Source organism: Streptomyces zingiberis (assembly GCF_012034935.1).
Lineage (GTDB): Bacteria > Actinomycetota > Actinomycetes > Streptomycetales > Streptomycetaceae > Streptomyces > Streptomyces zingiberis.
The window spans coordinates 64795-77348 of the sequence record NZ_JAATEN010000019.1; the positions used below are offsets into that span (position 1 = coordinate 64795).

Here is a 12554-nt window from a genome sequence, read left to right on the forward strand (position 1 = left end):
GGCCACCAGGGAACTCTGCCCTCCGAGCCCGCGTTGACCTGGAGAGGAATGGGGCCACCGAAGGGTGGAACTCTTCAGCGGGGAGTTCCTCGCCGCAGAGCAGGAGGGCGAACCGTGCACCGCCGCCACAACGGGCTGAAGACCGCCGTACTTCTCGGCGCTCTCTCGGCGCTGATCATCGTGATCGGCGGCCTCTTCGGCCGTACGGGGCTGATCGTCGCGGTCCTCGTGGCGCTCGGTACCAACGCGTACGCGTACTGGAACAGCGACAAGATCGCTCTACGCGCGATGCGGGCCCGCCCGGTGAGCGAGTTCGAGGCGCCGCAGCTCTACCGCATCGTGCGGGAGCTCTCCACCGCCGCCCGCCAGCCCATGCCGCGCCTCTACATCTCCCCGACGCAGGCCCCCAACGCCTTCGCCACCGGGCGCAACCCGCGCAACGCTGCCGTCTGCTGCACCGACGGCATCCTGCGCCTCCTCGACGAGCGCGAGCTGCGCGGCGTTCTCGGCCATGAGCTGAGCCATGTCCACAACCGGGACATCCTCATCTCCTCGGTCGCCGGAGCGCTCGCCTCCGTGGTGATGTTCCTGGTCAACTTCGCCTGGCTGATCCCCTTCGGCCGGGGCGAGGACGACGAGGGCCCCGGCATCTTCGGCCTTCTGCTGATCATGCTGCTGGGGCCGCTGGCCGCCTCGCTGATCCAGATGGCCGTCAGCCGCTCCCGGGAGTACGAGGCGGACGCCTCGGGCGCCGGGATGACCGGTGACCCGCTGGCCCTCGCCAGCGCCCTGCGCAAGCTGGAGGCCGGGACGAAGCAGCTCCCGCTGCCCCCCGAGCCGCGGATCGAGACGGCCAGCCACATGATGATCGCCAACCCCTTCCGCCCCGGCACCGTCTCCAAGCTCTTCGCCACCCACCCGCCGATGGCCGAGCGCATCAGCCGCCTGGAGCGGATGGCGGGCCACCGCCACTGAGTTCGGGACGTCCCCGCCCGGGGAGGGACGGGGCGCGGCGCGCCGGACGAGCAGCGGACGAGCAGCGGAGGAGCACCGGACGAACGCGGACGAACGCGGACGAGGACGGCGGGCCGTACGGCGGGGCCGGCACGGCTGGGCGCCGGCGGGGCGCCGACGAGACGCCGCCGGCGGCGGGCCGGAGCCGTGGCCGGCTCCTCGGGGTCCCGTGACCCCGCCGCTCCGCCGCTCCGCCGCTCCGGCGTCGCCCTGTGGAGACTCTCCGTCCGGGACGGGGATCCTCGCGGCAGGGCCGTGGAGGCGCCCCGCCGGTCCGCCGGTGAACGTCCCGCTCCCGCCCCGGCGGCCGGTGGCCGCCGGGTGTCGCCGGAGCGCTCCGAGCCCCGCCCGGCGATCACGCCCCGCCGGGGACGGGCGGAGCCCGGAGTTTCCTGGCAGGCTGGACGGGTGAGGACTCTTCTGAACCTGATCTGGCTCGTACTGGCCGGCTTCTGGCTGGCGCTGGCCTATGTCGCGGCCGGCATCGTCTGCTGTCTACTGATCATCACCATTCCGTTCGGCATAGCGTCGTTCCGCATCGCCGCGTACGCGCTGTGGCCCTTCGGCAAGACGACCGTCGAGCGGCCCGGCGCGGGCGCCGGATCGCTCATCGGCAATGTCATCTGGATCATCTTCGCGGGCTGGTGGCTGGCGCTGGGGCACGTCTTCACCGGACTCGCCCTCTGCGTGACGATCATCGGCATCCCACTGGGCATCGCCAACTTCAAGCTGATCCCCATCTCCTTGCTGCCCCTCGGCCGGGAGATCGTCCCCACCGACCGCCCGTTCGCCACCAGCACCGTTTGACCACCGCCGGTGCCCGGCACCGGCCCCTGCCCCGGAGCCGCGGGAATCATGGATTCCACGCGGCTCCCGGACGTTCGCGGCCACCCCGGCGGGACGGCGGAGGCGGACGCGCGGCGTGCGCGGCCCCGCCTGCGGTCCTGGCCCGCCCTGCCGGACGGGCCCCGCGCGCTGCCCGATCCGGCCCCGCCATCCCGGCCCGCGTGCCGGTTCCCGCCCGGCCAGCGGCTCCGGCCCGGCCCGCGACCAGGCCCGGCACCCCGGAAGCCGGGCGCGGACGGCCACCGGTGCCCTCGTCCGGCACCGGCGCCCTCGTCCGGCCGCCGGCATCCTCGTCCGGCCACCGGCCTCGAAAGCCGCACGGACGCGGGCGGGCACCGTCACCCCCGGGTGCCCTGTGCGGGTGCCCTGGCGGAGCCCCGGGGCGCGACAAGGGTTTTCCCCGTATCGGGCGTGACCTGCCGAATCTAGAGTCGTGATACCGGCCGCCGCTTCCCCCACGGTGGCGGCCCGGACCCCGCGGGTCCCCCACGATCCGCGGTCCCGTCCCACCCCCAACGGGACGCGGGACCGCGGTCCGTGGGGCCCGGCGCCCCCTGACGGCAGGACGCGCGAAGGCGGAGGACGTGTCATGCGGCCGACAGCTGAGCACCCCATGGAACTCGCCGGGCGGACCGGTCTCGTCCAGCGGCTCGCCCACACCCTGCGCGACCACGGCCGTGCCGTCCTCACCGGCCCCGCCGGAGCGGGGCGGACGGCCCTGCTCGACGCGGTCGCCGCCACTGCCGAGGCGCACGGTGAGACCGTGCTCCGCCTCGCGCCCCGCGAACGTGACCGGAGCGTCCCCGGAGCGGCCGCGAACGCGCTGCTCGACGCCATCCCGACGGCGGCCCTGGCCCCCCTGCCCGGGATGTCCCTGCGCGCGGGCGCCGGCCTGCCGGCGGCGCGGGCCGCCGGTGCCGCCTTCCCCCCGGCGCGCCCGGCCGCACCGGGCGCCGCGCGGAGCCGCCGCACCACGGGGACGCGCCGGGGCGCCGAACCGGAGGCTCCGTCCCGGACCGCCGGCACCCGCCGCGGCACGGGCACCGGCGCCGGCCGGGCCCGCCGGGCCACCCCGGCCGGCCTCGCACGGGCCGCCACCGTCCCCGCGCTGCTGCGCAGACTGGCGGGGGAGTGGCCGGTCCTGCTGGTGATCGACGACGCGCAGTGGCTGGACCAGGAGAGCCTGCGGCTGCTCCGCTCCGTCCTCCACCCCTACGACGGGTCCGTGCCGCCCGAACTCCGCGTCCTGCTCGCCGAACGCACGCGCGCGCCGACGGTCTCCCCGCCCGTGCTCCCCTCACCAGCGGCCCCGTTCCCCCGGTCCCCGTCGGGAACCCCGCGGCCGTATGCGGCGGGCTCCCCGTACGCGGGGGACTCCCCGTACGCGGGGGGCGCTCCGTCCACCGCGGGTTCCCCGCTCCTGCCGGGCCGGGGCAGTTCACCGGCGCCCGGTCCGGACGCCTCACCACCCCCGGGGGCGGGCGCCCCGCGCCGACCGCGCCGGGCAGGCACGGGACGCTCCTCGCCCGTCGCCACGGTCTCCCGGTCGCTGTGCGGTGCCGGGGAGGGGGAGACGGTCGCCGTCCCGCCGCTCTCCGCCGCGGACACCGCCGAACTCCTCACCGGCCATGGCCTGCCACCCCGGCTGGCCGGTCCGGCGCACCGGGCCTCCGGCGGCAACCCGGCCCGCGCCCTGGCCACAGCCCGTTCCCTGATCGCGGCCCCGTCCCCGGCCCCCTCCCCGGCCCGGCACCTGGCCCGGTACCTGGCCGCGGGCTGACCCCGCGCCCCGGGCCGGCTCCGCGCCCGGCCAGGGACGCGGGCTCCCCGCCCGGCCACGGACCGGTCCCGGCTCCCGGCGTGGGCCGATTCCGTCCGCCCCGGGGGCCGATGCGGGAACGCCGCCGCGGCCTCCGGGGCGGACGGCCGGGAGACAGAGAAGGGCACGCCGGGGGCGGATCACCACCCAGGCGCTGCCCGGCGATCCGCCCGCGTCGTGCCCTTCCCGTGGTCCCGGTCGTCGCCGTGGCCCCCGCCGACATCGTCGGCGGCGTCACCGTCACCGCCGGTGTCGTCCCGGCCGTCCCGGCGCCGTCACGCGCCGGACGGCCGCCTCGTCATGAGGGGGCCGGCCGCCGTCACGCGGTCGGCCGCCACGGCACCGCTACCGGTAGTTGACGAACTGGACGGCGAAATCCAGGTCCTTGCCCCGGATGAGCTGCTGCACCGTCTGCAGGTCGTCCCGGCTCTTGGAGGAGACCCGCAGCTCGTCCCCCTGCACCTGGGCCTTGACGCCCTTCGGCCCCTCGTCGCGGATCATCTTCGCGACCTTCTTCGCGTTCTCCTGGGAGATCCCCTCCTCGATCGAGGCGAAGATCTTGTACTCCTTGCCGGAGAGCTGCGGCTCCCCCGCGTCCAGCGCCTTCAGCGAGATCCCGCGCTTGACCAGCTTGGACTGGAAGACGTCGAGGATCGCGTTGACCCGCTCCTCCGAGTTCGCCTGCATCAGGATCCGCTCGCCGGACCACGCGATCGACGCGCCGACGTTCCGGAAGTCGTAGCGCTGCGAGATCTCCTTGGAGGCCTGGTTGAGAGCGTTGTCGACCTCCTGCCGCTCGACCTTCGAGACGATGTCGAAACTGGAGTCGGCCATCGTGAGTTGGCTCCTCATCCGTAGAACTGTCCGATGACGCGGAACCACCGGGTTCCGCAGCGCCCAGCCTAGCCATCCCGGCCATGATCCAACGGTGATCAACCAGGTGGCGGACCACCCTGGTTCATCGGGTATGGTTGACGACGTCGCCGCCGGGAACCGCGCGCAGCGGGCCCGGTGGCAGCCCTTCCAGGCGGTGTGCCCGAGCGGCCAAAGGGAGCAGACTGTAAATCTGCCGGCTCAGCCTTCCCAGGTTCGAATCCTGGCGCCGCCACAGGAATGAAAAAGGCCCCTGACCTGCGAGTACGCAGGCAGGGGCCTTCTTCATGCCGAGACCTGAGCAGGGCTTGACTGTCCCGCTGTGTCTCGTTCGGGCCCGCCCTCTACCAGCGCTTCTGGACGGGGTGTGGACGGGATTCGCGGCTCTCACCTGCGGCTGTGGGGCAGGTGTGGGGTGCGTGGCCGGGACTCAGGCCAGGGGCGTCCCCCGCTCCCCCAGCCGGGCGGAAATCTTCGCGTTGGCCGCGTCGTCGCTGTTGCCGAGGAACTTCACGTACACCCGGAAGTGGACGGCGACGCTGTGCCCCGCGCGCTTGGCGACGAGCTGGGGCTCGACCCCGGAACTCAGCCAGGTGGACACGGCGGCATGGCGGAGATCGTAGGGACGCTTGGCCATGAGCGACGCCGCTGCCGCCGGGGTGAGTGCCTTGCCCCTGGCGCGCGCCCAGACCTCCCCGTAGCCGCTCTCCTGGACCAGCCCGCCGCGCAGGGTGCGGAACAGCCGTCCGTCCGGCGGCGTGCCGTAGGCGGAGAGGTGCCACCGCGACATGGCGCGACCAATTCAGGCCGGCCGAGTGGCTCACTTCCCAGGGCATCGACCACTGGCGTAAGCCCTACCCGCCGGAACTCATGCTGTCGAGTATCGGTCGCGGCAACGTTTTCCTCTTCCACGACGGTGGGGACGCGGTGGCTACGGTGACGCTCGACGGGGAGGATCGGGAACCGGGCGCGTGGACACCGGAGGAGTTGAAGGACCCGGCACTCTACGTCCACAAGCTCACTGTGCGGCGACAGGACAGCGGACGCGACCTCGGTGCGCGGATTCTCGACTGGTCCGGGGACCGCGCTGCGCGGTCCGGCGCTGATGGGCTACGGCTCGACGCCTGGACGACCAATCCGCGACTCCACGCCTACTACCTTCGGCAGGGCTTCACGCATGTCCGTACGGTGACTTCCGGGAGCGCTGTGAACGGTGGCGGTCGGGTCTCCGGATGGCTGGCGCAGCGCCCCGCTAAGCGCGCAGCAACAGGGATTCAGGATCGGATTGTGTAGCGTCTTCGGCCGGCGCACGGAGAGCGCCTACGCGGGGAGTCGACTCGTCAGCTCCCCGCGTATCCGTTGGCGTGTGGGAGACGTGAAGGATGTTCGGCGAGTATGGCGCCCACTTCCGGGACCTCCCGGAAATCCTGAAGCCGGTTGAGGATGACACGCGTTCGCTCGGCAACTCGTTCGGACGGTGTGTCAGAGCCCAACTCGATAACCCGCTCGGCGACGGTTGCCGCTTCTTCCGGCTCATTGGCATCGGCGAGAGCCATGGCAAGCCATGACAGGTACAGCGCCAATTCCCGGGTGTGCGTGGTGTCATAACCGCTCAACACCTCACGGAGCAGGGGCACGGCGCGCAAGGGTCGACGAAGCTCTGTGTATACGCGCGATTCCATGATTCTGAGTTCGCCTGCGTTCACCCAGTACAAGTAGCCCGGCGCCTCGGTATCGGGGCTGTCTTCTCCGAGGGCCAGCGCAGCCTCCCCCAGCGCGCGCATGGCGGGTTGCGCCTCTCCTGCCTGTGCGTGAGCCCAGGCCACCCGGTCGAGATACAGGGCACGGGCCTTCGGCGGGGCTTCCGGGCCTGCATCGTGCAGAGCGGCCTGTGCCAGAGTCACCCCTTCGGACTTCCGCCCCGTGTTGCTGAGTTGATAAGCGAGTGATCCGGCGATGTTCCCGGCCAGCGTGTTGTCTTCCGCTTGCCGCGCGGCGCTGATCCCCAGCCGGTAGATGCGTTCTGCCTCTTCGAACTGCCCGGCGTCGCTGGCGATCCAACCGGCGATCTGAGCCAACTCCCCGATCTGACGCAGCAATTGGCGCCCTACCTCGCTCGTGTGAGTGCTTTCCCGGTACAGCTTCACGGCTGAGCGAAGTTCTCTCAGCGCCGGGCGGATCAGATCACCTCCGGCCAGAACGTCATCAGCAAGGCGTAGTCCATGGACACGCTGCCGGAGGTCGTCCACGTTCACCATGCCGACGCGGCGCCCTGTGCGTGCTTCGAGAGGGCTCAGCGAATCCTCTTCGGGAAGGAAATCGGCGAGAGTTGGCAAAGGGGGTTCAACAGCCTTCTGGGGTGCCGTGAGGGTTTCTGTGGATACGCCCAGAGCGGTGGCGATGGACGGCAGCCATTCACGGGGTGTGCGCCTGCCGGTCTCCCATCGGCTGACTTCCTGCCTCCCCACCGGGTCACCGGCTAACCCGGCGACGTGGCAGACCTCATGGCCCAGACGTGCCTGACTCCATCCGCGCTCTGTGCGAATCCGCCGGATGTTGGCCCCGATGTCGCTCCTCATGCCTCGATTGTGGCCTACAACTGGCCTACAGGTGGCCGCTTGGCGCTGATCTTGTCTGGTTCGACCCTGGACCTTATGACAGAACCCAGGCGGTATTCCTCAGACCCCGTAGACCTTCCCCTGTGGCTGGAGGGAGACCCGGAACCCACAACGGGTTGCGATGTGTGCTTTGCGCTGGATTCCCAGCGAGTCAAAGCGAGGAGGAGTGGAGACTTCTCCAAGGTGACCGATCTCAACATCGAGATTCGCAATCACGCCCATCACTCATGACCGGGAGCACGGCTCGCCATCCGAAGCCACGGGCCGGGCGCACGGGCGGAGCGCCCCCTTGGTCCTTGTGGACGTACGGCACTCTGTGCGGCTGTTGCGCCGGGCGCGGCCAGATCTGGTGTGACGGTTGCTGCGGGTTCGGCGGTTGCCACCTCTGCGGGTGGACCGAGAAGCGGCCATGCCCTGAATGTTCGGGCGGAACCGCCGAGCCAATACGGTGGTGAGCCCTCGGCCCATGGTGGCCGGCCGTAGGCGAGTGGTGAGTCCCCAGTCGTTCCTGTGGGCCCTGTCCTCGACTTCATGTCGCAGACGCCAGAGGCCGTGCACATGCCGGTGGACGGCCGACCGCTGGTTCGTCCCTGTGGACGAGGTGCGGACGAAGCAGAGTCACAGCGTCCCGCGCGAACGCTGCGTACCAGGTCAGGGCACGTGCGGCGCGGAGATCAACAGGGGACTGTAAATCTGCCGGCTCAGCCTTCCCAGGTTCGAATCCTGGCGCCGCCACACTGGAAAAAGACCCCCTCTGACCAGGGAAAATTACTGGTCGGAGGGGGTTCTTCGTTGCCCGCCGCCGCTCGGACAGGTGTGGACGGGCCGTGGACGGCTCGCGCCCGCGAGGGCCGTCTCCCGTCGTCGGCCGACGAGTGTCTTCCCCCAGGCGTTCCCCAGGGGAGGGGCCCTCTCCACGTCACCGTGGCGTGCCCCCGGCCGGGGCCACCCCGGGCTCCGTGCTGTCCCGTTCGGCCGGTCCGCTTCGGGCGGGCCGGCCGAACGGTCACGGGTCCCGTCCGGCGTGAGCGGCGGCGGGTGCCCGGGCGGCGGGGCCGCGGTGCCGGGCGTCCGCCGTCCGCCGGTGCCGTCCCGGGCGGGCCGGGGAGGGGGTCGCGGGCGGTCAGTCCGCCACGGTCCGGACCGCGTCGGGGACCGGGACCAGCCCGCCGATCAGTTCCAGCGTCTTGCCCGCCGTCCCCGGCTCGTCCAGCAGCGCGGCCAGGACCGCCGCCACGTCGTCGCGCGAGACCGCGTCCCGCCCGGTGTGCTCGGCCAGTTCGACCAGGCCCGAGCCCGGCTCGTCGGTCAGCCGGCCCGGGCGCAGGATCGTCCAGTCCAGGGCGGTGTGGGCCCGTACGGCGGCGTCGGCCGCGCTCTTGGCGCGCAGATAGGCGGCGAACACGGGATCGGTGTCCGGCGGCGGCTCCTTGTCCGCACCCATCGAGGAGACGACGAGGAAGCGCCGCACTCCGGCTCGTTCGGCGGCCTGGGCGAAGAGTTCCGCGGCGGCCCGGTCCACGGTGTCCTTGCGTTCGATCCCGCTCCCCGGACCCGCGCCCGCCGCGAACACGGCCGCGTCGGCGCCCCGCAGATGGGCCGTGACCTCCTCCAGGGTCGCCGACTCCAGGTCGCACAGCACGGGTTCGGCGCCCGCCTGCCGCAGGTCCTCCTCCTGCGCGGGGTTGCGGATGAGGCCCGCGACCTCGTCTCCGCGCCCGGCGAGCAACCGCTCCAGCCGCAGCGCGATCTGACCGTGTCCTCCAGCGATGACAGTACGCATACCCCTGACCGTACGTGGCCGCCGCGGAACCCGGGCGGCGGGCATGCCGGCCGGCCGCCCGCCTCGCCCCGGCTCCCGGACGCGCGAGCGATTCCGTGCGGGGATGCGACCACGCGCACCGGGGCCCGGCCACGCCCCGCGCGCCCCGTCCTCCGGCGAGCCCCGTACTCCCGCGCGCCCCGACCTCCGGCGCGCGCCGTCCTGCCCCGCGCCCCGTCCCGTCCCGTCCTGTCTCCCGGTGCCCCGTGCGTCCGGACGGATGGCCGCGGGCGCGGTCTCGCACGGGGCGCAACCGGCCTCCGTCCCCGTCCCGTGTCTGACGCCGAGCCGGGGCTCCGCCTCGGCATGGGCCACGGGCCCCGAGGCCCCGGGCTCCCGGCGCTACGGCCCGTCGGGCTCCGGAGCCTGCCGGCCCTGCCGGGGCAGTTCCAGCGGGACGGCCGGCCCCGCCGGGCTCTCCGGCCCCGCCGATCCCGCGGCCCCGGCCGCGCCGGAGGCGCAGTACTCGCGCACCGCGCTGGTGCGCGCGACGACCCGCCCCCGGTGCACCACGACCCGGCTGTACGCCGGGGCCAGCGCCCCCGCCACGCTCTCCGCCCGCACGGCCAGCAACTCCGCCGGGAACCCCGCCTCCAGCCGCACCGGTCGCAGCCCCATCACCCCCCGGGCCCGCCCGCTCACCGCCGCGTAGGCGTCCTCCGGGCTCTCCCCACCCAAGGTGGCCAGCAGAAACGCGGCCTCCAGGGGGTCGCCGCGCCCCACCGGGTTGGCCGCGTCCCGCAGCGCGCCGCTGCCCGCCGCCACCCGCACCCCGGCCGACCGCAGCAGGCGCACCGGAGCGCTCACCGGCGCGGGAGGCAGCGCGCGCCCCGCCCCGTCCCGCTCCATCGCCGCGCAGTCGCCCTGCGGCAGGACGACGACGCTGATCCCCGCGGCGGCGAGCCGGTCGGCGACGCGGCGCGCGTCGGGCGGGGGCAGCAGGGAGAGGCCCGCGCAGGGCCCGATCGTCACCCCGGGGCGCAGCCCTCCCGCCATCGCCGCGAGCCGTGTCAGCCGGGCCGGGTCGTCCCCGTGCGTGTGCAGGTCGACGGCGCAGCCGTGCTCGGCGGCGACCCCCAGCACCGCCTCGACGTAACCGGCCGGATCGGGGTCGAGGTCGGGACAGCCGCCGACCACCTCGGCCCCCATCTTCACGGCGTCCACCAGCGCCGCCAGGGAGTCGGCCCCCGCGGTCCCGGTGAGCACCCGTGGCACCGCGACGGCGGTCAGCCCGGTGAACCCGGTCAGGGAGTCCCGGGCGCGGAGCACCCCCTCCAGGGAGTGCAGCCCGTACACCCCGCCGACGCGGACCTGTGCGCGGAGAGCGGTGGCGCCGTACCCGAGCTGGAGCAGGGCCGCCTCGGTGGTGCGCCGGCACACCTCGGCGGCGCCGTACGCGGCGGGGCCGCCGGCGGTGAGCGCGGTGTCCGGGTGGGCGTGCGGCTCGGCCGGCGCCGGCAGCAGCAGGTAACCGCCGAGGTCGACCCGGGTGACGTCCGGCCCGTCGTCGCCCGGCCGGTCCCCGGCGCGGCTCAGCCGGACCAGGCTCCCGGCCGTCCCGACCGCCTCGATCCGCCCGTCGCTGATCCGCACGTCCACGGTGCGGCCGTCGGGCAGCCGGGCGCCGGCCAGGACGAGCGCGGGCGCGGCGGGGGTCCGCTCGCCGCCGGGGGACGGCGGCAGGCTGTCGGGCATCGCGCTCCTGCGGGCTGCTGAGGGCGGGCGGTTCCGTTCCGTGGCCGGCCCGGTCCGCCCGGTGGCCGGGCCGGGGCCCGGAGCCGAGGCGTCCCGGACGTCAGACGCCCGGGCCCCGGTCACCCCGCGTCACTCCGGCCCGGGAACGTGGAGCCGAGCCTAGGCCGGTTCCACGGGCCCCCGGGGCAGGTGCGCAATAGTCGTACGGACGGGGCCGGAGAGGCCCGCGGGGCCCGCGCGGGGGGCGGTGGAAGAGGGAACCGGACCCGGCCGGTACGGATTTCACCTTCGGCCGTTCAGCGTGTAATGTCTTCATCGCTCGCCCCAATAGCTCAGTCGGCAGAGCGTCTCCATGGTAAGGAGAAGGTCTACGGTTCGATTCCGTATTGGGGCTCTGATGTGGGAACAATCCGCCTGCCGGGCGGGTTGTCCTTCATCGAAGCGGTGTAGCTCAGTCGGTAGAGCAAGCGGCTCATAATCGCTGTGTCACCGGTTCAAGTCCGGTCACCGCTACCACCAGTAGCCGATTGCAGGCTCCGCCCTCCGGTCGGCTACTCTTTCTGCGTTCATCCACTGTTCGTCCAAGGAGCACTCACGTGGCTGCCACCGACGTCCGCCCGAAGATCACGCTGGCCTGCGTGGAGTGCAAGGAGCGGAACTACATCACCAAGAAGAACCGGCGTAACAACCCGGACCGGCTGGAGATGAAGAAGCACTGCCCGCGCTGCAACGCGCACACGGCGCACCGCGAGACGCGCTGACAACAGGCTCTGTCCATGAGGCCGTCCCCATCGGGGGCGGCCTCATGGCGTTCCGCCCGCCTCTCCGCGTCACCCGCCCCGGGATTCCCGGCCTCCCGGCCGTGGAGCCGCGCCGGCGTCCGCGCGTCCCGGCCCCCGACCAGTCCCCAGCACAGGACCAGTCCCCACCAGGAGGTACCGAGCAGATGGCGCTCGACCAGTCCCTCGTCGGCCGGGTGTACCCGCCCACACCGCCGTACGAGGTCGGCCGCGAGAAGATCCGCGAGTTCGCCGAGGCGGTCGGCGACCCGAACCCGGCCTACACCGAGCAGCAGGCCGCGCGGGCGCTCGGCCACCCGGACGTGATCGCCCCGCCGACCTTCGTCTTCACCCTCACCTACGCGGCGGCCGGCCAGGTGATCGACGATCCGCAGCTGGGCCTGGACTACAGCCGCGTCGTCCACGGCGACCAGCGGTTCGTCTACAGCCGCCCGGTGCGCGCCGGCGACCGGCTCTCGGTCACCACCACCGTCGACGGGGTGAAGTCCCTCGCCGGGAACGACATCCTCGACATCCGCGGCGACGTCCACGACGCCGACGGCGAGCACGTCGTCACCGCCTACACCAAGATCGTGTCCCGCGCACCGGAGGAGGGCTGAGATGGCCGCCGTCATCTCCTACGACGAGGTCGAGACCGGCACCGAGCTGCCGCCCCGGAGCTTCCCCGTGACCCGGGCCACCCTCGTCCGCTACGCCGGCGCCTCCGGGGACTTCAACCCGATCCACTGGAACGAGCGGTTCGCCCGCGAGGTGGGGCTCGAGGACGTCATCGCGCACGGCATGTTCACCATGGCCGAGGCGGTCCGCGTGGTCACCGACTGGGCCGGTGACCCCGGCGCGGTGGTGGAGTACGGGGTGCGCTTCACCCGGCCGGTGGTCGTGCCGGACGACGACAAGGGCGCCGTCATCGAGGTCTCGGCCAAGGTCGCCGCGAAGCTGGGCGAGGACACGCGCACGGTGCGGGTGGACCTCACGGCCACCAGCGCGGGCCGGAAGGTCCTCGGAATGGCCCGCGCGGTGGTGCGGCTCGGCTGAGCCGGCACGGCGGGCGACGGACCCGGGCGGAC

11 protein-coding genes, 3 tRNA genes and 1 pseudogene are annotated in these 12554 nt (G+C 73.2%); 10 read left to right on the forward strand and 5 right to left on the reverse strand.

Annotation, left to right across the window (positions count from 1 at the left end; translation table 11 throughout):
* The first annotated feature begins 114 nt into the window (after positions 1-114).
* The 3 genes from htpX (at position 115) to HCK00_RS28225 (ending at position 3640) form a co-directional block, all read left to right on the forward strand.
* A complete protein-coding gene (gene htpX, locus HCK00_RS21060) occupies positions 115-975 on the forward strand; it encodes a zinc metalloprotease HtpX (RefSeq protein ID WP_168103588.1) in 861 nt (286 codons plus the stop codon).
* A gap of 447 nt (positions 976-1422) precedes the next feature.
* A complete protein-coding gene (locus HCK00_RS21065; RefSeq protein ID WP_168103589.1) occupies positions 1423-1821 on the forward strand; it encodes a YccF domain-containing protein in 399 nt (132 codons plus the stop codon).
* Between the two features lie 628 nt (positions 1822-2449).
* Positions 2450-3640, forward strand: coding sequence for an AAA family ATPase (locus HCK00_RS28225; protein WP_277348273.1), 1191 nt, complete (start codon positions 2450-2452; stop codon positions 3638-3640).
* Between the two features lie 384 nt (positions 3641-4024).
* Here the strand turns inward: HCK00_RS28225 and HCK00_RS21075 are convergent, their stop codons facing one another.
* The gene (locus HCK00_RS21075; RefSeq protein WP_168103626.1) at positions 4025-4513 is read right to left on the reverse strand and encodes a YajQ family cyclic di-GMP-binding protein; all 489 of its coding nucleotides are present in this window, start codon (positions 4511-4513) and stop codon (positions 4025-4027) included.
* Positions 4514-4705: 192 nt separating this feature from the next.
* On the opposite strand from HCK00_RS21075, the gene HCK00_RS21080 reads away from it, so the two are divergent.
* Positions 4706-4787: transfer RNA gene (locus HCK00_RS21080), tRNA-Tyr, on the forward strand.
* A gap of 195 nt (positions 4788-4982) precedes the next feature.
* Here HCK00_RS21080 and HCK00_RS21085 read toward each other — a convergent pair.
* Positions 4983-5345, reverse strand: a pseudogene (locus tag HCK00_RS21085) (site-specific integrase); the annotation flags it as partial.
* A gap of 77 nt (positions 5346-5422) precedes the next feature.
* Between HCK00_RS21085 and HCK00_RS21090 the strand changes: the two are divergent.
* Positions 5423-5845: a GNAT family N-acetyltransferase gene (locus HCK00_RS21090; protein WP_240965868.1), complete on the forward strand. Its 423-nt coding sequence runs from the start codon at positions 5423-5425 to the stop codon at positions 5843-5845.
* A 47-nt stretch (positions 5846-5892) separates the two neighbouring features.
* On the opposite strand, the gene HCK00_RS21095 is transcribed toward HCK00_RS21090, so the two are convergent.
* The 3 genes from HCK00_RS21095 to HCK00_RS21105 form a co-directional block, all read right to left on the reverse strand.
* The gene (locus tag HCK00_RS21095) at positions 5893-7131 is read right to left on the reverse strand and encodes a helix-turn-helix domain-containing protein (RefSeq protein ID WP_168103590.1); all 1239 of its coding nucleotides are present in this window, start codon (positions 7129-7131) and stop codon (positions 5893-5895) included.
* Positions 7132-8293: 1162 nt separating this feature from the next.
* The gene (locus HCK00_RS21100) at positions 8294-8953 is read right to left on the reverse strand and encodes an NAD(P)H-binding protein (protein ID WP_168103591.1); all 660 of its coding nucleotides are present in this window, start codon (positions 8951-8953) and stop codon (positions 8294-8296) included.
* A 381-nt stretch (positions 8954-9334) separates the two neighbouring features.
* A complete protein-coding gene (locus tag HCK00_RS21105; protein ID WP_168103592.1) occupies positions 9335-10687 on the reverse strand; it encodes an amidohydrolase family protein in 1353 nt (450 codons plus the stop codon).
* Positions 10688-11008: 321 nt separating this feature from the next.
* Here HCK00_RS21105 and HCK00_RS21110 point away from each other — a divergent pair.
* From HCK00_RS21110 to HCK00_RS21130, 5 genes are all read left to right on the forward strand, one after another.
* Positions 11009-11081: transfer RNA gene (locus HCK00_RS21110), tRNA-Thr, on the forward strand.
* A 46-nt stretch (positions 11082-11127) separates the two neighbouring features.
* A tRNA-Met gene (locus tag HCK00_RS21115) sits at positions 11128-11203 on the forward strand.
* 80 nt (positions 11204-11283) lie between these two features.
* Positions 11284-11448, forward strand: coding sequence for a 50S ribosomal protein L33 (rpmG, locus tag HCK00_RS21120; RefSeq protein ID WP_003948671.1), 165 nt, complete (start codon positions 11284-11286; stop codon positions 11446-11448).
* 185 nt (positions 11449-11633) lie between these two features.
* Positions 11634-12086 carry a MaoC family dehydratase N-terminal domain-containing protein gene (locus tag HCK00_RS21125; protein ID WP_168103593.1) on the forward strand — a complete coding sequence of 151 codons (453 nt, stop codon included), beginning with the start codon at positions 11634-11636 and terminating at the stop codon, positions 12084-12086.
* Between the two features lies 1 nt (position 12087).
* Positions 12088-12522 (forward strand): MaoC family dehydratase, encoded by a 435-nt coding sequence (locus HCK00_RS21130; RefSeq protein WP_168103594.1) that lies wholly within the window; start codon positions 12088-12090, stop codon positions 12520-12522.
* Positions 12523-12554: the final 32 nt, after the last annotated feature.

What these genes read in the sequence shown, in the direction of transcription:
- HCK00_RS28225 (WP_277348273.1), top strand. Translation starts at nt 2,450, where the DNA reads ATGCGGCCGACAGCTGAGCACCCCATGGAACTCGCCGGGCGGACCGGT.
- HCK00_RS21075 (WP_168103626.1), bottom strand. Translation starts at nt 4,513, where the DNA reads ATGGCCGACTCCAGTTTCGACATCGTCTCGAAGGTCGAGCGGCAGGAG.
- HCK00_RS21090 (WP_240965868.1), top strand. Translation starts at nt 5,423, where the DNA reads ATGCTGTCGAGTATCGGTCGCGGCAACGTTTTCCTCTTCCACGACGGT.
- HCK00_RS21095 (WP_168103590.1), bottom strand. Translation starts at nt 7,131, where the DNA reads ATGAGGAGCGACATCGGGGCCAACATCCGGCGGATTCGCACAGAGCGC.
- HCK00_RS21100 (WP_168103591.1), bottom strand. Translation starts at nt 8,953, where the DNA reads ATGCGTACTGTCATCGCTGGAGGACACGGTCAGATCGCGCTGCGGCTG.
- HCK00_RS21105 (WP_168103592.1), bottom strand. Translation starts at nt 10,687, where the DNA reads ATGCCCGACAGCCTGCCGCCGTCCCCCGGCGGCGAGCGGACCCCCGCC.
- HCK00_RS21125 (WP_168103593.1), top strand. Translation starts at nt 11,634, where the DNA reads ATGGCGCTCGACCAGTCCCTCGTCGGCCGGGTGTACCCGCCCACACCG.
- HCK00_RS21130 (WP_168103594.1), top strand. Translation starts at nt 12,088, where the DNA reads ATGGCCGCCGTCATCTCCTACGACGAGGTCGAGACCGGCACCGAGCTG.